The sequence below is a fragment of the Shewanella marina JCM 15074 genome (assembly GCF_000614975.1).
Lineage (GTDB): Bacteria > Pseudomonadota > Gammaproteobacteria > Enterobacterales > Shewanellaceae > Shewanella > Shewanella marina.
In genome coordinates this window covers 104,416-124,771 of record NZ_BALM01000003.1, presented here as the reverse complement: position 1 = coordinate 124,771, position 20,356 = coordinate 104,416, and the positions used below count along the sequence as shown (strand labels likewise).

Sequence of the window (20,356 nt, the reverse complement as noted above, 5' to 3'; positions counted from 1 at the left end):
CCGTAATGACACTCAAAAAAAATGCTGCCCTTTGGCAGCATTTTCAATCTTATGTAGATTTATTGAGTACGCGTTTTAATTTTTAGAGCAATAATACTCAGCACAAGTAAAATACTACAAGTTGCGAACCCTGCGACAACTGATTCAGTAAAGCCCATTACCGTATAACCAATCACACTAATCACAGCGACAATCAACGCATAAGGTAACTGAGTCACTACGTGGTCCATATGGTGACAACTAGCACCTGTTGACGACAAAATTGTGGTATCAGAAATCGGAGAACAATGATCACCAAATACTGCGCCAGAAAGTACCGCTGCTAACATAGGTAACATCATCGCTGAGTGACTACCCATCGCCATATCTGCGGCAATTGGCAACATAATACCAAATGTCCCCCAACTGGTGCCGGTAGAAAATGCGGTAATACCCGCTAACACGAATATCATGGCAGGTAATAGTGCAAACGGAATATTACCACTGGCCATACTCGCCATATATTTACCTGTTTCTAATTGGCCAATAACGCCGGCAATAGTCCAAGCAAATAATAAGATATAAATAGCAGGCAACATAGATAATGCCCCTTTATATACCCCTTTATTAATAAATGACTTCGGCGTACCTTGCACAAATACCATGACTAAAGTTGTAGCAAAACCAATCATTGAACCAAAAAATAATGAATAAGCAACATCAGTTTTTTCAAATGCACCAATAATACTAAATGCTTTGTCGCTATCAGCTAATGCTTGTGCACCTGAACTAATCATAAAATATACGGTGGCAAACACTAAGACTGCGATAGGTAAAAATAAACCTATAATTTTACCGGTATCTGCTTCAGGTAAATCAGGATCTGTACCGGTGGTGTACCTTTAGCTTCATCATATAATTCGCCCTTTTGCGCATTTAATTCATGAGCACGCATTGGCCCAATATCTAAATCCCAAATCGCGACTGCAATTAATAACAACAAGGCAAAAATAGCGTAAAAATTCATTGGGATCATTTCAATAAATACATTGAAATGACCAGCATCAGCCATGCCGTGAGTTGCCAAAATACCGCCAATTAACGCGATAATATAAGCACCCCAACTCGATACAGGTGAAATAACACAAATAGGTGCCGCAGTTGAATCCAATAAGTACGCAAGCTTTGCGCGTGATACTTGATATCTGTCAGTCAATGGTCTTGAAATACTTCCCACGACTAAACTATTAAAATAATCATCAATAAAAACTACACAACCTAAAAATACAGTCAGTAATCTTGCATCGCGTTTATTACGAATGTGCTGTCTGGCCCAGTCAGCAAATGCGCGAGCAGAACCGCTCACACTAATTAATGCAGTAATCATTCCCAAAAAGATAAGGAAACCTAAGATATACATATTCCAACTACTAATAGCACCATCACTCCAAAATAATGAGGTGGCTTTATTTAGAATATATTTAGCAGAATCAACTAGCGCAAATTGATTTAAGAGTAACGCACCAACAATAATACCTAAGCCTAATGAAACTAATACACGGCGAGTTATAATTGCTAATACAATAGCTACCAATGGTGGTAATAGGGATAATGCTGAGTCAGCATAGCTTGCAACGGTCATATTATTATTTTCTTCTTCGTTTGGAATACGAATGGAGGCAACTGGAACTGGTGAAGGGAGATATGCAGACGCATACCTAAAGGCACCTGTCCTATATGTAGCGCTCCATAGTATTAATTTATACTATGGCAGTGTTGTATCTATTGAATACAACCCCAGCAATCAACTTTGATAAGTATGACCACTTCGGCACCAAATCCTTTTACGATATATCAACGGTATCACCCTACTTATCGTGACTAATATTTGGTGCGCCTCTACTTAAAGGACGCCTGTAATCAGGCGTGAAGGACATAAGAACATAAGCCGCTTACTAGATTCTACCCCAACGCCTGATTATCGTGAACTAGTTCACAGATTAAATCAACTTAAGTAACTTAGGGATAACATCAAATAGGTCAGCTTCTAATCCATAATCGGCAATTTGGAAAATTGGCGCTTCTGGATCTTTATTAATCGCAACGATTACTTTTGCATCTTTCATCCCCGCAAGATGTTGAATTGCACCAGAAATCCCCACTGCGATATACAAATCAGGAGCAACAATCTTACCTGTCTGACCGACCTGAAAATCATTAGGCACAAAACCGGCGTCAACCGCTGCACGTGAAGCACCTAATGCAGCACCTAATTTGTCAGCAAGTTGTTCTAAAATTGCAAAATTCTCAGCACTACCTACGCCACGGCCACCAGAGACCACAATACGGGCCGTCGTCAATTCAGGACGTACTGACTCAGTTAAGGTTTGCGAAATAAACTCAACTAATGAAACTAGATTCTGATCTAATTTCTCAACCTGAGCGGCACCATCTTGTGCAACCGCATCAAAAGCACTTGAACGTACGGTAATCACTTTCTTAGCATCAAGACTTTTTACCGTTGCTAACGCGTTACCTGCATAGATAGGCCGCACAAAAGTATCTTCACTGACGACCGCAGTGATATCCGAAATTTGGTTAACATCTAACAATGCCGCTACACGAGGTAAAGTATCTTTACCTGTACTGGTTGCAGCCGCCAAAATATAATCATACTTCGCCGCTAAGGTATTGACTAACTTACTCACATTATCAGCTTGTTGATGCTCAAATGCAGCATCATCCACCAGCAGTACTTTGGCAACAGAAGACAATTTTGCAGCGTCATCAGCAACACTTTGGCATTGATGACCAACAACAAGCACTTCAATTTCACCACCAAGCTGCTGCGCGGCAAAGACAACTTTAGCAGTCTCAGCACTTAACTGTTGGTTATCGTGTTCAGCTAAAATTAAAATACTCATTTAGATCACCTTCGCTTCATTTTTTAATTTATCAACTAATGTCGTTACGTCTGCAACCATTTCACCAGCTTCGCGAACTTTTGGCGCATTAACACTAATAATTTGCTGATGCTGTTTTAATTCAATGCCAAGCTCATCTATAGATTTAATATCTAGAGGCTTACGTTTAGCTTTCATAATATTAGGTAATGATGCATAACGCGGCTCGTTTAAACGAAGATCAGCAGTAATCACAGCAGGAAGGTTTAACGATACTGTTTGTAGGCCACCATCAATTTCACGACAAACAATGACTTTATTTGCTTCAACTTTAACTTCAGAAGCGAATGTTGCTTGTGCGACATCCAACAATGCGGCCAACATTTGACCTGTTTGATTATTGTCACCATCGATAGATTGTTTACCGAGAATAATGAGATCGGCTTGTTCAGTTTGTTGAATTTTTTGTAAAATTTTAGCAATAGATAAAGGTACTAACTCGGCATCAGTCTCAATCAAAATACCTCGGTCAGCTCCTAATGCCATAGCGGTGCGGATTTGTTCTTGAGCTTGTTTAGCACCAATACTCACAACAACTATTTCATCAACCGTACCAGCCTCTTTTAAGCGGACGGCTTCTTCGACTGCGATTTCACAAAATGGATTTAATGCCATTTTTATATTGGCTGTTTCAACTGCGCTGTTATCAGACTTCACTCTGACCTTCACGTTAGAATCAACCACTCGTTTTACCGGCACTAATACTTTCATAGTGTTTCCTTAATCTATGTTGAATCAAGCTGCGCTAATATTACTCTGTCTATTAAGCACTTATACATAAGCATAACGACTGCATCGAATAGCTAAACCATATAAACCATGCCGTTCATCTTCTTGTTACAAAAGTGCGGTGTGGTGCCATGCCTAATATACTGTTAATAGTGTTTTAGGCACTTTAAGCCGTGTTAACGTTAACGTCAACTAGACTCAAGCGCTAAAATAACATTTGATCAACATCTAACAGGAAACATTAGTGGACACTATAAGCGGTGAAGAAAATAGCCATTCTTCAGAAAAGTACATCTAGAGGAATATCAACTCAGAAAGCATCAGGCTGATGCCAATCAAATACACATAAAGATTAATTGATTAGTATTAATACAACAATAATAGCTAAATTTATTTGTTATAAATTTCATTTTAAGCAATTTATATGAAATCGAAGGCAAGTTTTCGTACACTTATTTAACGTATCCTGAAACAAGCACTCAAGATACTCGGTCAATATTTTAACAATTGGCGGACTTTAAACTGACCATTTAAGTTTATTAAGGTTCATTTATTTATAAAAAACCATGAATATAAAATTAATTTATATTTTTTTTGCACATTTTAATAAAAATCATTTGATAAATTGCATATAAATTTCTATTATTTGCTTATTAGGCATATATCCTATTTTAACTATCTGGGAAAAATTATGAACGAGTTTCTTGAAATATTAATGCACGGTCGCCGTTTTAAAGCAGCTGTTAAAGAATTATCACTTGAAGATTTAAATGAGCTTGCTGGTAAATTAAATAAGATTATTGAAGAGCGCGAAGCAAATGCTGAAGAAGAGCAAGCTGCTGTAGCTGAGCGTAACGCAAAAATCGAAGAGATCCGTAAGCAAATGGAAGCTGTTGGTTTATCTTTAGATGATTTAGGTGGTTCTGCTGCTGTTAAAGCTGCACCAAAGAAACGTGCTCCACGTCCAGCTAAATATAAAATCATGGTAGACGGCGAAGAAGTAACATGGACTGGTCAAGGCCGTATGCCAACAGTATTCAAAAATGAAGTTGAAAACAAAGGCAAATCTATGGATGATTTTTTAATCTAACCCACAAGATTGCTTACATAATACCTACCTTCTTGGTGGGTATTTTTTTATCTAAATTCTGCTAATGTCTATTTATTTACACAAGTTGTGAAATTTTATTAATATTTATAATTATAAAACTGGACAAGTTTCTCTTATCAGAAGGCTTTTATATCATCTGAGCCGATGTTAGGACGTGATTTTATATAAAAATAGCAAAAAAAAGGAAATGCTTAAGTTTTATTTAAGTTTCTCATATTATGAATATTAAATTTACATACTGTTACAATTACATCCCATCCAGTTAAACCTTGATCCTATATCCAAGTTTGTTAATTGAAGCTCAGCTTTATCATTCAAGGATTAACAGGTAAAATTAAAAACTAACTAAACAGATAAAGAATCCTGCCATGAAAGTTATTCTATTAAGCATAAGTTTACTCCTATTATCAGCTTGCTCTAGCCAGTATAGTTTTAATAGTAATATCAATCGTGATGCAATAACTGATTACTATAAAGCGGCTAACGTTACCCTTTATCAACACGACCAAACACCATCTGCACCGTTTTCTAATATTGCTATATTGGAAGCTCAATCATGCCAAATTAACCATAATGATCCAGCAGCTTCAGATATTGCAGCTAGAACAAAGTTAAGAGAGCAAGCAGCAAATAAAGGCGCTAATGCCATTATTGTGAAGCGTTGTATGGAAATTAATGACCCTAGCTCTGGCTGTATAAGCCAAGTTATTTGCATGGGCCAAGCAATCAAAGAAATTAAGCAGTAATAATACTTATGACATTCACTAATCAAATTCAAGCAGTCGCAACCTGCCATACGCCCTATAAACAAAAATTCGGCATTCCACGACAACCAGGGCTCGTTGATGCCGCACATGGATTCATTGAATTGGTTCCGCCATTTAATCATTTAGATTGTGTCAGAGGACTAGAGCAATATTCACATCTATGGTTACTTTTCTGTTTTCATGAAAACCTATCACAAGGCTGGAAGCCAACGGTAAGGCCCCCTCGCCTTGGTGGTAATGATAAACTTGGCGTCTTTGCGACTCGCTCAACCTTTAGGCCCAATGGTATTGGTCAATCAGTAGTTAAGCTGCTAGGTATTGATCACAGCCATGGCAAAGTCAGACTCGAAATATCAGGCATGGACTTACTAGATGGTACCCCTATCATCGATATCAAGCCTTATATCCCCTTTTCTGATGCACATACCGATGCCATTGGTGGGATAGCCCAAGAAGCACCAGCGATAATCCAAGTAAACTTTAGTGATAAAGCCAGCCAGCAGTTAGCTCAATTAAGCCAATTGCCACAATATCCTCGATTAGAAGCACTTATTCGCGGTGTATTAGGCCAAGACCCACGTCCGGCTTATAAAAAGCATCAAGATGATCCTAAACTTTACCAAGTGGCTTTATATGATCTTGATATTTTCTGGCAGGTAATAGAACAGCAAATATTCATTCATGAAATTAGCCTGTTTGACCAACCCCAAGTTAAAGCAAATTTATTGGCCAAGCTCAATGCAAACACCTGATTATCAAAGCCAACATAAAAAACGCTTGTCTTGGATGCCATGGCTTTATTTTAGTTTGAAGCCTAAGCACTTGTTATGGGCTCAACCTTGGCAGCAACAAGTACAGCAACACCTTAGTGCTGTAGAAACCGTGACGATTGCCGAAAACTGCTTTATTGCGCCTGAAGCACAACTATTTGCAGAGCCAAACCGTCCAATCATCATGGGTAAACAATGCATGATTGCTGCTGATAGCTTTTTGCATGGGCCCATCACTATGGGTGATGAAGTAGCAATTAACCACAGCTGTTCACTGGATGGTGGTAAAAATGGTATCACGATTGGTCATCAAACTCGCATTGCCAATAACGTCACCATTTATGCGTTTAATCATGGCATGGCCGCTAATGCTCCTATCTACCAACAAAAATCACAGTCAAAAGGTGTCGTGATTGGTTGTGACGTCTGGATTGGTGCTCAAGCAGGTATTGTTGATGGCATAACTATTGGTAATTATGCAGTGATAGGCATGGGAGCCATTGTCACTAAAGATGTGCCGGACTATGCCATTGTAGCTGGTAATCCAGCGACGATTATTGGTGATAGACGTGATAAACCTGCGCATTTTGACCCGAATAAAATCCAACCATAATCCAGCTCAATTAAATTACAATCTCTTTGTCTGTGCTTTTTAACTAAAAGCACTAGAGCAAACAGGCTCTCAAATGATAAAATAGATTACATTCAACTCTAAATTTGGACTATTGGTAATGCGAGTTAGCAAATACCTGCTATCAACACTTAAAGAGACCCCTGCAAACGCAGAAGTCATCAGTCATCAGTTAATGCTACGTGCGGGTATGATCCGTCGTAACGCTTCTGGTTTATACAGCTGGTTACCGTCTGGTTTACGTGTATTACGTAAAGTAGAAGCCATTGTTCGTGAAGAAATGAACAAAGCAGGTGCGGTTGAGATCCTTATGCCGATGGTTCAGCCTGCTGATCTATGGGTAGAAACTGGTCGTTGGGAAAAATTTGGCCCTGAACTACTTCGTTTCCAAGATCGCCATAATCGTGACTTCGTTCTAGGCCCAACCCACGAAGAAGTGATTACTGACTTAATCCGTAAAGAAGTTAGCTCATATAAGCAGTTGCCACTTAATTTATACCAAATTCAAACTAAATTCCGTGATGAAGTTCGTCCACGTTTCGGTGTAATGCGTTCTCGTGAATTCTTAATGAAAGATGCTTACTCTTTCCATTTAGATAAAGAGACATTAGATGAAACATACCAAACCATGTTTAATGCTTATAGCAATATTCTTGGTCGTATGGGATTAGCATTCCGTCCAGTTGAAGCAGATACCGGTTCTATTGGTGGCAGCATGTCACACGAGTTCCACGTATTAGCTCAAAGTGGTGAAGACTTAATCGCCTACTCAACTGAAGGCGATTATGCGGCTAACATCGAAAAAGCACCTGCACCAATGCCAACAACAACTCGCGCAGATGCTACCGAAGAGATGCGTGTTGTTGAAACGCCGAATGCTAAAACCATTGCCGATCTAGTTGAGCAATTCAATCTTGATGCAAGCAAGATTGTTAAAACTCTTATCGTAAAAGGTGCAACTGAAGAGCATCCTCTAGTGGCACTTTTAGTCCGTGGCGATCACGAACTAAACGAAATTAAAGCTGACAAGCATGAGTTAGTTGCAGCACCATTAGAGTTCGCTTTTGAAGCTGAAATTGAAGATGCTGTTGGCGCAACTGCAGGTTCTATTGGCCCTGTTGGTCTAAATATGCCAATCATCATCGACCACAGCGTTGCGGTTATGAGCGACTTTGTTGCTGGTGCTAATGAAGATGGTAAGCACTTATTCGGCGTTAACTGGGTACGCGACTTACCAGAAGCACAAACTGCTGATTTACGTAACGTCATTGAAGGCGAAGCAGTACCAGGCTGTAATGGCGTTTACGCATTAACTCGTGGTATTGAAGTCGGTCATATCTTCCAACTTGGCAATAACTACTCTAAGTCAATGAACGCAACTGTGCTTGATGAAAATGGTAAAGCACAAGTGTTAGAGATGGGCTGTTATGGTATTGGTGTTAGCCGTATCGTTGCAGCTGCAGTTGAGCAAAACTTTGATGACCGCGGTATTATTTGGCCAGCGGCTATCGCCCCATTCCAAGTGGGTATTTTGCCAATGAACATGCATAAATCTCACCGTGTTAAAGAGATTGCAGAAAAGCTATACCAAGACTTAACTGCTGCGGGTATTGAAGTATTATTCGATGACCGTAAAGAGCGTCCTGGTGTTATGTTTGCCGATATGGAACTAATTGGTTTACCACATACAGTGGTTATTGGTGATCGTAATATTGATGCTGGCGTATTTGAATACAAAAACCGCCGCACAGGTGAAAAGCAAGAGATTCCATTTGATCAAATCGTTGATTTCATCAAATCAGCTTGCTAATCGCTAAAACCAAAATAACAACAAACGCACCTTAGGGTGCGTTTTTTATATCCATACGATTAGTGCTTTTCTTGTACTAATTTAAAATGCTATTTTAGCAGTATTGTAAATCTTTAAGGATGGAAGATTGACGACACAGACAGCATTAGTATTTGGCGGTGGTGGTGCTCGCGCAGCTTATCAAGTGGGTATTTTAAAAGCCATTGTACAATTCTACCCTCGCAACCACGCTATTCCTTTTGGAATTGTTGCAGGTACTTCTGCAGGCGCGATTAATGCCACATCAATTGCGACACACGCCTCTTGTTTCCATTTAGGGGTGCGTAAACTCGAATGGGTATGGCGTCATATACATGCTGCCCAAGTTTATCAATGCAGCCACTTTCAAATCGGCAAGCATCTGCTCAATAAACTACTGACAGGTCTTCAAGGTAATCATATCTACCGTGAAGCACCTAGCTTAATGAATAACGAGCCTTTACGGCACCTATTAAACCAGTTAATCGACTTTAAACGTATTGATCGCAATATTCATCATCAAGTCTTAACAGCTTTAAGTATTGATACCTCAAGCTATAACAGTGGCCGTTCAACCAGTTTTTTTCAGGGACAAAATCATATTAACAATTGGCAACGTGCCAATCGTGATGGAACTCGTGCGCTTATCACTACCGAGCACCTCATGGCCTCATCTGCGATCCCATTAATTTTCCCCTCGATCAAATTAAAGCAGGGCTACTACGGCGATGGCTCAGTCCATCAATTATCACCATTAAGCAGTCCGATTCATCTTGGTGCCAATAAAATTATGGTGCTTAATTTAGACAGCCCGCATAAGTCAATGAGCAAAGCCATGTCACAGCACCCGTCATCTGCCGATATTGGCGGCCATCTGCTTGATACCATATTCTCAGATACGCTTAATAGTGATTTAGAACGACTGACTCGTGTTAATCAAACCCTCAAATACATGACCAAAGAGCAACAACAAACACATCATTTACGCCCAATTGAAACCCTCGTAATCAAGCCAAGTGAAGATTTGACTGATATAGCAAAACATTATTTTAGCGATATCCCACCTGCAGTACGTTTATTGCTACGCACCATTGGTATTAATAAAAACTCCGATTCCAGTATCATCTCCTATCTATTATTTGAGAAAAATTACACTGGCCAATTGATTGATTTGGGTTACCAAGATGCTATGTGTCAAATTGATGAAATAAAACAATTCTTCGCTATCGGTTAAACACGCTTCAGCGTTATTATTAACCAAAGTATTGTTGAAGGTTGTAAAGGTACTATGAACAATTTTAGCTATGAAAATACCACCAAAATATTTTTTGGTGAGGGTCAGATAAGTCAATTAGCTCAACAGCTAGATAAACAAGCAAATATCTTATTTATTTACGGTGGTGGTTCAATCAAAAGTAATGGCGTCTACCAGCAAGTCACTGATGCCTTAAAAGATCATCATGTTATTGAATTTTCAGGTATTCAGGCGAACCCTCAATACGATACGTTAATGCAAGCCGTTGCATTAATTAAACAACATAACATCGATTATTTATTAGCTGTTGGCGGTGGTTCGGTTGTGGATGGCACTAAATTCATAGCGGCTGCAGCATGTTATCAAGGACAAGATCCATGGGATATTCTAGCTAACCAAGCAGAAGTCGCTCAAGCCCTCCCTATTGGCTGTGTATTAACATTACCAGCAACAGGTTCTGAAACTAATGAGGGTGCGGTAATATCACGCGGCCATACCAAATTGTCATTTATGTCAGCCCATGTGCGTCCACAAATTGCCATTCTTGATCCAAGTACAGGATTTAGTTTATCAAAAACTCAAATCTCTAACGGTGTTGTGGATGCCTTTGTCCATATTTGTGAGCAATACTTAACCTATCCTGTTGATGCAAAAGTGCAAGACCGTTTTGCTGAAGGCTTGCTACTGACTCTTGTCGAAGAAGGTCCTAAAGCTTTAGTCGAACCAACTAACCTTGCGGTACGCAGTAATATTATGTGGGCTGCAACTCAGGCATTAAGTGGCCTAATTGGTGTTGGCGTGCCTCATGATTGGGCCAGTCATGCATTAGGTCATCAACTAACAGGTTTCTACCACATTGACCATGGTAAAAGCTTATCAATCATCTTACCTGCAGTGATGAAAATTAAACGTGAGCAGAAAGCACAAAAGATATTACAGCTAGGCGAGCGAGTATTTGCTATCACACAAGGTACAGATGAACAGCGTATTGATGCCACGATTGCGGCAACTGAAGCATTCTTTAAAGAGATGCAAATGCCAGTGCGTTTGAGTGATGTGGGATTAGCAGAAAAAGATATTGCGCCACTATTAGCTGAGTTGTCACGCCTACACCATACCAACTTAGGTGAACATGGTGATATTGATCTGGCTTGCTCTGAAATAATTTATAAGCAGGCACTTTAGTAAAAAGCACGTCACGACATCAGGTTGTGGCGTGTTAACTTCAAATTTCAGGCATAAAAAAAGCTGGCATAGCCAGCTTTTTATTAACTTTAAGGATAACCTTAAAATTAGATAGCAGTTACGTTAGCTGCTTGTAGGCCTTTTTGACCTTGTTCAGTTTCGAAAGAAACCTTCTGGCCTTCAGCAAGAGTTTTGAAACCGTCAGAAACGATTGCACGGAAGTGAACGAATACGTCAGCGCCGCCATTGTCTTGAGTGATGAAACCGAAACCTTTCTCTTCGTTGAACCACTTAACAGTACCAGTAGATTTAGACATAATAGTCTCCTAGATTTTCAAAAAATAATCCGCAATAATGCGTTTGTAGCCGGAAATAGAATTATTTATTGGAGTGATAACTTATGATAGGAAGGCTTCTGACATTAACTGGTGAAACAGATGTAACAACGAAGTATTTCTAAAACATAAAATATTTACAGCAAATAAATAGGTCTGCTTAACAGGCCGACATGCATAATACCAACAACTCTGGCAATGTCTACAATTTTTTTTAGCTTGCTTTTAGCCGTGGCACAAATCTACCCTTGTAGCAGTATAGATTCAGCTTTTCAATACGTCTAGGCCGTCCCTGCAACAACAATATGTCTCCTTCGTTAAACTGCCAACTCGCATCAGGTGACTCCACCTCTTCGCCAGCACGCCTCACGGCTCTTAATTCAACTCGCATCGTTTGCCATGGAATATCTGCCACCTGTTTATCAACAACATTAGCCCCCTTAGGCAATAACACGGCATGTAGTAACTCAGGCTCATCTCAGTTTCAGTGCCTGAAAAGAAGCCGTGTAAAAACTGGTAGTGATTACGTCGCTCTAATTCAAGTCGCTTCAAAATTCTTGATAATGGCACCCCTGACTTATACAGCACTTGCGAGACCATCATCAAACTCCCCTCTAATCGCTCCGGGATAACTTGGCTAGCACCGGCTAGCTCTAACTCTGCCATATTGACGTCATCATGGGTACGTACCAAATTTTGGTTGCAGGGGCTAACTCTCGACAGATGGCTAACGCATTATCTAAAAAACGAGGCTCATCAATGGTCATCACAATCATACTGGCGTGTTTAATGCCCGCTTGCTTTAAGATTGCACGCTTACAAGCATCACCAAAATAGACGGGTTCTCCTGCTGTACGCGCCTCTGTAACACGAGTTGGATCTAAGTCTAGTGCGACAAAAGGAATCGCTTCTGCTTTTAAAAAGCGGCTGATCGTTTGCCCTACACGGCCATAACCTAAAATAAGTACATGTCCAGCTTGTGGGGTCAACATTGCCGAACTCATTTCATTTGTTACCGTTAAATCTGGACTCGATAATAATTTAGCTAAATTAACACTGTGACGAACTAACCAAGGTGCCAGTGCCATTGAGAGCACTGCAACCATCACAAACATGGTACTTATTTGAGTATCAAGCAATTGATAACTAACGGCTAAAGATAATATTACAAAACTAAATTCACCAACTTGAGCAAGGCTTAAAGCAGTGGCAATGGCAACCACTTTAGGCTCTTTAAATAAGCGTAAAATGAAATAAATTGTCAGCGATTTCCCTAATAACACCACCACCAAAATCGCAATAATTTGCCACCAATAAGCGAGTACTAATTGGAAATCGAGCATCATGCCTATTGAGATAAAAAACAATCCCATGAGTAAATCTCTAAAGGGTCTAATATCCGCTTCTAGCTGGCGTTTATACTGACTTTCACCAAGTAGCATACCTGCCATAAATGCCCCCAGCGCCATTGACAGTCCTAACCACTGCGTCAGTGCGCCCGTAATTAAAGCCACCGCAAGGGTCGATAATACAAACAACTCACTTGAACGCGCGCGCGCCACTTCATCAAAAATTCGAGGTAATGCCCATTTACCGAAAGCCATTAATGCCACAAAAGCGAGGATCCCCTTTAAAGTATCAAACACGATATTATTCAGTTCTACACTGACATGGGTATCTGCCAATAATGGCAGCACAATCAATAACGGCACGACCGCAATATCTTGAAATAACAACACACTGACAGACAACTCACCATGTCTTTGTTTAAGCCAATCAAGCTCATTTAACAATTTTAAGACAATAGCTGTTGAGGATAGAGCAATAGCTGAACCAAGCACCAATGCTTCTGTTAACGTCATTTGTAACATCAACACCACCGCGCCACTAATCACTGCGGTGACAAACACTTGCGCAAAACCAATACCAAATACAGTACGACGCATGGCCCATAAACGAGGTAAGGAGAACTCTAACCCGAGGCTAAACATCAACAACACGACCCCGAGCTCAGCCACTGAATGCATTTGTGCCGCGGTAAACCAATGGAACACACTTGGACCGCTAAGCACGCCAGTAAATAGATAAGCTAAGATGGCGGGCAAACCCACGCGGCGTAGCACTGCGATAGCAACGATAGCGACCAATAACATCAGTAGAATTTGTATTAACGCATTATGTTCCATCTCAGTATAATTACTCTAATCAAATAGGTAGCAGGCAACATATCTACCCAAACAGTTTACATAACATTAACGATAAAGTGAATTTGTAATATCGGCATGTTTTTTGCTAAATTATTAATAATATTAAATTTCATCAAAGGAATGGTGAGTAATCAATGCAATTTCCCGGCAATATTTATGTGGATGATGCCTTAACAACAAATGATAAAATTATGTTTGATAGTGACCGATTAATCGCATTTTCTATATCCTTACACCAGCAACTTTCTGTTGCGGGTGTTTTTCATGCGTTGACCCATATCCTTACCCAGCTCTACCCTTTAGAGGGGATCAAATTTAATTGTAATAACAATGAAATGCTCTGGGGTAAAACCCACCAATTCAATCATACGACCACTTTTGAACTTAACTTTAGCCAAGCTATAATTGAGTTTAATTTTAGGCCATCATTAAATAGTGAGAAGCAAATTTCGCTTGCGAAATTGCAAACGATTTACCAACTTGCATTCAATAATGCAGCAAAATTTGAACAACTTAACCACCAAGCCTTATTTGATGCATTAACGCATTTAGGTAACCGTCATTTTTATCAACAGTCCATCCAACACGCCTTAGCTAAAGCGAATCGTTATCAAGACGAATTATCACTGATTATTATTGATATTGATGATTTCAAACAGTTCAATGACCATTATGGTCATAATACTGGAGACGAGATATTGACAAACTTTGGCCAAATACTGTCAAAGACATGTCGAGATTCAGACCAAATATTTCGTATTGGTGGTGATGAATTTGCCATCATTGTCCGCGGAGATGTGCATGCGGCGCAGCAGCTCTGTAACCGCTTAAAAAATACGATTAAACAAGACAAAATGGCGATGGCATTTGGAGTGCATTGCAGCATGGGTATCGCACAATGGTATATTGGCTTAAGTTACGACGAACTATTTAATCAGGCAGATAAAGCGCTATATCAAGTCAAAGCCAATGGCAAAGATGATTTTAAATATTTTAGCCAAAGCAACCACTGACACAACGCACAAATAGCATACTCACTGAGCAAGCTTAAATTGACATAACCAAGCAGGATCATTGTCATTTACTTGATATGGTTTTTCAACCCAAATACCAGCAGCGCCCACTAATCGCTTGCCGCTCATCAACATAGGTACAATTGGCCTTAACCAGGGCGCAATTGCAAACTCCTGCCATACTTTTTTAAGCTCGCGAGATTTACTACGCTGCACTGGTTGTACTTTCATTTGCCCAGATAATTGATAATCAACAAATAACTCAGTTCCAGCAGCCAATTTCATTCCCTGACCGTAACAAGGGCTAAAGCGCAATTCCCCATGGGGTAAAACAATGGTGAAAGCCTGTCTATCATCGGGCACAGTGAAGGCTTGCGATGACAATTGGTAATCTGTCAGTGTTGAAAAATAAGCGAAATGTTGAAAGCGTCTAATCTGTATTTGACCTAGTACCAGATTTATTTTGGCATCATCTTTAGCATAAAAGAGTTGCTGCAGTACTTGTTCAAGCTGGACCTCACTTGGCGTTGCCATATTGAGCGACTGCATATAACTGCGTACTAACAATTTTTGCCATTGCAGCGACTGCAACGATAACTTATCCAAATCTAATCGCACTAAACCAAATTGACGATCGATATCAATTAAATCAGGTAAGCGCTCTGTTAATTGCTGTTCAATAATTTGCTGCTGCTCAGCGCATAGGCGCGCACTACGACTTGCTGTCGTTGCTATAGCTGGCCAGCGTTGCTTTAGCTTTGGAATAATCTCAAGCCGTAAAAAGTTTCGATCAAAACGGGTATCTTGATTACTTTCATCTTCAATATGACTTAATTGCCAATGCTGAGCATAGCCTTCAATCTCTGTCCGACTACAGTTTAATAATGGTCTAGCTAACCATTTATCAGCATCAAAAGTTTGAATTTTGCCCATTGCAGCTAAACCTTTCGGCCCTAAGCCACGTTTTAACGCTAATAAAACGGTTTCTAATTGATCATCAAGATGGTGAGCAGTCAATAATAAATCGCCAGCTTGCATATGATCTTTAAATGCTTGATAACGAGCATTACGCGCTTCAGCTTCAATACTTAAACGCGCACCACGAGCAACGTTAACCTTTACCACGTCACAAGTTAACCCATATGCCAATGCCTGTTGCTTGCAATGTAACGCCCAGTCATCCGCATTTTTGCTCAAACCATGATGAACATAGATAAGTGTAGCTGCTATGCCTTTTTGTTGTTTCAGCAAGGATAAACCATGTGCAAGAACTTGCGAGTCAACACCGCCACTATAAGCCAAAAATAGCTGCTGTTCGCGGCTAAAACCAGCTTCATCTAATAACTGTACTATCGCTCGATAAACATCAATCACACTCTTATCTATGCTGACTTGGCTCATTTAAAATAAAATCCTAACATTATTTGAACCTAGCATACTCTCTAATGCGAGCATTAGCTCATCAGTTGGATTGACGCGCCAATCATCTGCCAACACAAATTGCCCTTTTGCATGAGCTTGGCTGTAATTAATCATCACTGGCACACTACCACCTCGCCATGGGTTAATCACTTGATAAAATTGATCTAACCATTGCGGATTAACCTGTTCACTAGCAACATCAATTTCAACCCCATGGGCAAAATGGCTACGCGCCTCACCCATGTCAATAATATTGCGTGCCATCATGCGATTGCCGCCAGAGAAATCATCAAAGCTGACCTCTCCCTCACAAATCAGAATACGGTCTTTTTCAAGCAGATGACCAAACTTTTCAAATGCCTCAGTAAACAACATAACTTCTAAGCGCGCACTCTTATCATCTAGAGTTACTAGCCCCATTTTGGCACCACGTTTAGTTAACATCACTCGGGTTGCGACCACGAGTCCTGCCGCTTTAACGGTTTTACCGCGCTCTGTAGGATGAATATCTTTCAATCGACCTGAAGTGTAATGTTTTAATTCCTTCAAATACTGATTAATTGGGTGACCCGTTAAATATAAACCTAATGTTTCACGCTCACCCTCAAGCCACACTTTATCTGGCCACTTGGTGCACTCAACAAACTGCTGCTTGTTATCTTCTGGCTCACTGTTTAATAAACCAAACATATCGCACTGGCCAATCGCTTCGGCTTTGGCATGTTGATCGGCAGCACGAATAGCCTCTGGTAAGGTCGCCATCATTGAAGCGCGATGCGGGCCTAATTTATCCAGTGCCCCCGCAGTAATGAGTTTCTCCATTACCCGCTTGTTTAATTTCTTTAAATCTACTCGGGCACAGAAATCGAATAGGTCAATAAATGGACCGTCTTTACGAGCCTCTAGAATAGATTCAACGGGGCCTTCACCGACCCCTTTAATCGCACCAATACCGTAAACGATATTCAGTTCATCATCGACGTTAAAGTGGAATAGGCCTTATTCACATCAGGTGGAATAATCGGGATCCCCATTCGATCACATTCATCAACTAGGGTCACAATTTTGTCGGTATTATCCATATCAGCCGACATTACCGCAGCCATAAATTGTGATGGATAATGGGTTTTTAACCACAGTGTTTGATATGAAACTAACGCGTATGCCGCTGAGTGAGATTTGTTAAAGCCATAACCCGCAAACTTTTCCACCAAGTCGAAAATTTTCATCGACAATGGACCATCAACACCATTAGCAATAGCACCAGCTTCAAATGTACCACGTTGCTTGGCCATCTCTTCAGGCTTCTTTTTACCCATAGCACGACGCAACATGTCCGCGCCACCAAGGTATAACCAGCAAGCACCTGAGCAATCTGCATCACCTGCTCTTGGTACAAAATAATACCGTAAGTTGGTTCAAGTAATGTCTTTAAAGATTCATGTTGATATTCGCTATCAGGGTACGATACTTCTTCACGACCATGCTTACGCTCAATAAAGTTATCTACCATGCCCGATTGCAATGGACCAGGGCGGAAAAGTGCCACTAATGCAATCATATCTTCAAAACTGTCAGGCTGTAGACGCTTAATCAAATCTTTCATACCGCGCGATTCTAACTGGAATACTGCAGTAGTTTCATAGCGTTGCAACACTCTAAATGAAGCAGGGTCATCAAGTGGGATGGCTGCAATATCAACATCATCTAGATTCTTTTCACGGCGCACACGGTTAACCATCTGTAATGCCCAATCGATGATGGTTAAAGTACGTAAACCCAAGAAGTCGAACTTAACGAGACCCGCCGTTTCTACGTCACTTTTATCAAACTGGGTAACAGGGTTTTTACCCTCGCTATCACAATACAGTGGCGCAAAATCAGTAATTTTGGTCGGTGAAATAACCACACCGCCGGCATGTTTACCTGCGTTACGAGTGACCCCTTCAAGCTTCCGGCACATGTCGATAAGATCTTTAACATCCTCATCACCATCATAGCTCTCTTGTAGACCAGGTTCAGCTTCAAATGCTTTAGCGAGCGTCATACCTGGTTCTGCTGGGATCATTTTTGAAATACGATCGACAAAACCATAAGGATGACCCAAAACACGACCTACATCTCGAATTACCGCCTTTGCCGCCATCGTACCAAACGTGATGATCTGTGAAACCGCATCACGACCATATAACTCTGCCACATGGTCAATCACCTCATCACGGCGATCCATACAGAAGTCGACGTCGAAATCGGGCATGGATACACGTTCTGGGTTCAAGAAACGTTCGAACAGTAGATCAAACTCAAGCGGATCAAGATCGGTAATTTTAAGTGCATAAGCGACTAATGAACCTGCACCCGAACCACGACCAGGTCCCACAGGAATACCGTTATCTTTACCCCACTGAATGAACTCCATTACGATAAGGAAGTAACCAGGGAATCCCATTTGGTTAATCACTTTCAGTTCAATTTCTAAACGCTCATCATATTCAGGACGTTTTTCTGCGCGAACTTGCGGATCGGGAAACAAAAACTCTAAACGTTCTTCTAATCCATCCACTGAAACTTTTACTAAAAAGTCCTCAATAGAAAGATCGCCAGTAGGGAAATTAGGTAAGAAATACTCATGCAAACGAACCGTCACATTACAACGTTTAGCTATTTCTACGGTGTTCGCCAATGCCTCAGGAATATCCTCAAACAAGTCACACATCTCTTGTTCTGTTTTTAGATATTGGTCCGCACTGTACTTTTTTGGTCGACGAGGATCTGCAAGGGTAAAACCATCATGAATCGCCACTCGAATTTCATGGGCATCAAAGTCAGATGCTTGCATAAATACGACTTGGTTGGTCGCAACTACGGGTAATTGATACTGCTCAGCAAGCTCAACCGCCATATGTAAATAGCGCTCTTCATCAGGTCGACCAGTTCGCAGCAGCTCTAAATAATATCGGTCAGCAAAATGCGTTTGGTAAAACTCAACCAACTGCTCAACTTGGCCTTGGTTGCCTTTTAGTAAAGCTTTACCAATATCGCCTTCACGGCCACCTGACAGTAATAAAATACCTTTGTTATATTCCAGCAGCCATTCTTGATCGATAGCAACCCTACCATGGACTTCACCACGTAAATAAGCATGACTAATTAATTGTGTCAGGTTTTGATAACCTTCATTGTCCATCGCCAAAATTGTTAATGCACAAAACTCTTTTTCAAAGCCAGGAACCTGCATAAAAAAGTCTGCACCGATAATGGGCTTAATGCCCTTATCATGACAGCCAGAATAGAACTTAACCAAACCACAAAAATTTGTATGATCCGTTAATGCAAAAGCCGCCATCCCAAGTTCTGCAACTTTTCCTAAAATGGGCTTAACTTTAGCGACACCATCAATCATGGAATAGTCACTATGAATTCTTAAATGGACAAAACGAGGATCGGACATAATATTTTGGATTATCTATGATGAGGTTAACAACAAGAGACTAGCAAAAATGGCGCCTAGCGGCTAGCGCCATCGACTATTTTGAATTAGCTATTTTGTGCGAGCCATTCACGCACTGGCTTAAAACTTTTACGATACTCAGGTAATACGCCGTATTGCGCTAATGCTTCAAAATGGGCTTTGGTTGGGTAGCCTTTATGCTTAGCAAAGCCATACTGAGGGTACAGTGCATCTAACTCAGCCATTTCATGATCACGGGTCACTTTAGCAATAATAGACGCTGCACTGATAGCAGCAATAAGACCATCACCTTTAATCACCGCATCAGCACTAATACCAAACTCGGGAGTACGATTACCGTCAACCAAAATATGGCTAGGCTTAATTGATAAACCAGCTACCGCACGTTGCATAGCAAGCATCGTCGCGTGCAGGATATTGAGTTCATCAATTTCAGCAGGCGAAGCACGTCCCACACTGACCGCTAACGCCTTTTCCATAATTTCAGGATAAAGCAAATCACGTTTTTTCTCTGATAATTTTTTAGAGTCATTCAAACCCGCTATTGGATTATTAGGTCTAAAATAACAGCGCAGGTCACGACATCACCCACTAATGGGCCTCGGCCAACTTCGTCTACACCCGCATAATGACCCACACAAAGCAGCTCTACTTGCTCTGGCGTTATGTTCTTAATTACTGCCACTTGA

Annotated in this window: 12 protein-coding genes, 4 pseudogenes and 1 riboswitch; of the genes and pseudogenes, 8 read left to right on the top strand and 8 right to left on the bottom strand. The window is 40.6% G+C overall.

Annotated elements, in window-relative coordinates:
* Positions 1-59: 59 nt before the first annotated feature.
* The 3 genes and pseudogenes from JCM15074_RS20755 to JCM15074_RS03745 form a co-directional block, all read right to left on the bottom strand.
* Positions 60-1,621: pseudogene (locus JCM15074_RS20755) on the bottom strand (Na+/H+ antiporter NhaC family protein).
* A gap of 90 nt (positions 1,622-1,711) precedes the next feature.
* Positions 1,712-1,889: riboswitch (Lysine riboswitch) on the bottom strand.
* Between the two features lie 90 nt (positions 1,890-1,979).
* Positions 1,980-2,903 (bottom strand): electron transfer flavoprotein subunit alpha/FixB family protein, encoded by a 924-nt coding sequence (locus JCM15074_RS03750; protein WP_025819988.1) that lies wholly within the window; start codon positions 2,901-2,903, stop codon positions 1,980-1,982.
* Positions 2,904-3,653 (bottom strand): electron transfer flavoprotein subunit beta/FixA family protein, encoded by a 750-nt coding sequence (locus tag JCM15074_RS03745; RefSeq protein ID WP_025819987.1) that lies wholly within the window; start codon positions 3,651-3,653, stop codon positions 2,904-2,906.
* A 709-nt stretch (positions 3,654-4,362) separates the two neighbouring features.
* On the opposite strand from JCM15074_RS03745, the gene JCM15074_RS03740 reads away from it, so the two are divergent.
* The 7 genes from JCM15074_RS03740 (at position 4,363) to JCM15074_RS03710 (ending at position 11,218) form a co-directional block, all read left to right on the top strand.
* Positions 4,363-4,761: an H-NS histone family protein gene (locus tag JCM15074_RS03740; protein WP_025819986.1), complete on the top strand. Its 399-nt coding sequence runs from the start codon at positions 4,363-4,365 to the stop codon at positions 4,759-4,761.
* 389 nt (positions 4,762-5,150) lie between these two features.
* Positions 5,151-5,528: an Rcs stress response system protein RcsF gene (gene rcsF, locus JCM15074_RS03735; protein WP_025819984.1), complete on the top strand. Its 378-nt coding sequence runs from the start codon at positions 5,151-5,153 to the stop codon at positions 5,526-5,528.
* Positions 5,529-5,536: 8 nt separating this feature from the next.
* Positions 5,537-6,301 (top strand): tRNA (N6-threonylcarbamoyladenosine(37)-N6)-methyltransferase TrmO, encoded by a 765-nt coding sequence (gene tsaA / locus JCM15074_RS03730; protein ID WP_025819982.1) that lies wholly within the window; start codon positions 5,537-5,539, stop codon positions 6,299-6,301.
* Positions 6,288-6,932, top strand: coding sequence for an acyltransferase (locus tag JCM15074_RS03725; protein WP_051536810.1), 645 nt, complete (start codon positions 6,288-6,290; stop codon positions 6,930-6,932). Before tsaA ends, JCM15074_RS03725 begins: the two co-directional genes overlap by 14 nt.
* 118 nt (positions 6,933-7,050) lie before the next feature.
* Positions 7,051-8,760 carry a proline--tRNA ligase gene (locus JCM15074_RS03720; protein ID WP_025819979.1) on the top strand — a complete coding sequence of 570 codons (1,710 nt, stop codon included), beginning with the start codon at positions 7,051-7,053 and terminating at the stop codon, positions 8,758-8,760.
* Between the two features lie 127 nt (positions 8,761-8,887).
* Positions 8,888-10,012: a patatin-like phospholipase family protein gene (locus JCM15074_RS03715; RefSeq protein ID WP_025819978.1), complete on the top strand. Its 1,125-nt coding sequence runs from the start codon at positions 8,888-8,890 to the stop codon at positions 10,010-10,012.
* Positions 10,013-10,066: 54 nt separating this feature from the next.
* The gene (locus JCM15074_RS03710) at positions 10,067-11,218 is read left to right on the top strand and encodes an iron-containing alcohol dehydrogenase (RefSeq protein WP_025819977.1); all 1,152 of its coding nucleotides are present in this window, start codon (positions 10,067-10,069) and stop codon (positions 11,216-11,218) included.
* A gap of 107 nt (positions 11,219-11,325) precedes the next feature.
* Here the strand turns inward: JCM15074_RS03710 and cspE are convergent, their stop codons facing one another.
* Both cspE and JCM15074_RS20750 read right to left on the bottom strand, forming a co-directional pair.
* Positions 11,326-11,535 (bottom strand): transcription antiterminator/RNA stability regulator CspE, encoded by a 210-nt coding sequence (cspE, locus tag JCM15074_RS03705; protein ID WP_025819976.1) that lies wholly within the window; start codon positions 11,533-11,535, stop codon positions 11,326-11,328.
* A gap of 232 nt (positions 11,536-11,767) precedes the next feature.
* A pseudogene (locus JCM15074_RS20750) lies at positions 11,768-13,739 on the bottom strand (monovalent cation:proton antiporter family protein).
* Between the two features lie 155 nt (positions 13,740-13,894).
* Here JCM15074_RS20750 and JCM15074_RS20745 point away from each other — a divergent pair.
* Positions 13,895-14,773, top strand: coding sequence for a GGDEF domain-containing protein (locus JCM15074_RS20745; RefSeq protein WP_025819975.1), 879 nt, complete (start codon positions 13,895-13,897; stop codon positions 14,771-14,773).
* A gap of 21 nt (positions 14,774-14,794) precedes the next feature.
* On the opposite strand, the gene tilS is transcribed toward JCM15074_RS20745, so the two are convergent.
* From tilS to rnhB, 3 genes and pseudogenes are all read right to left on the bottom strand, one after another.
* Positions 14,795-16,174: a tRNA lysidine(34) synthetase TilS gene (gene tilS, locus JCM15074_RS03690; RefSeq protein WP_025819974.1), complete on the bottom strand. Its 1,380-nt coding sequence runs from the start codon at positions 16,172-16,174 to the stop codon at positions 14,795-14,797.
* A pseudogene (dnaE, locus tag JCM15074_RS20740) lies at positions 16,175-19,646 on the bottom strand (DNA polymerase III subunit alpha).
* A gap of 86 nt (positions 19,647-19,732) precedes the next feature.
* Positions 19,733-20,352: pseudogene (gene rnhB / locus JCM15074_RS20735) on the bottom strand (ribonuclease HII).
* Between the last annotated feature and the right edge of the window lie 4 nt (positions 20,353-20,356).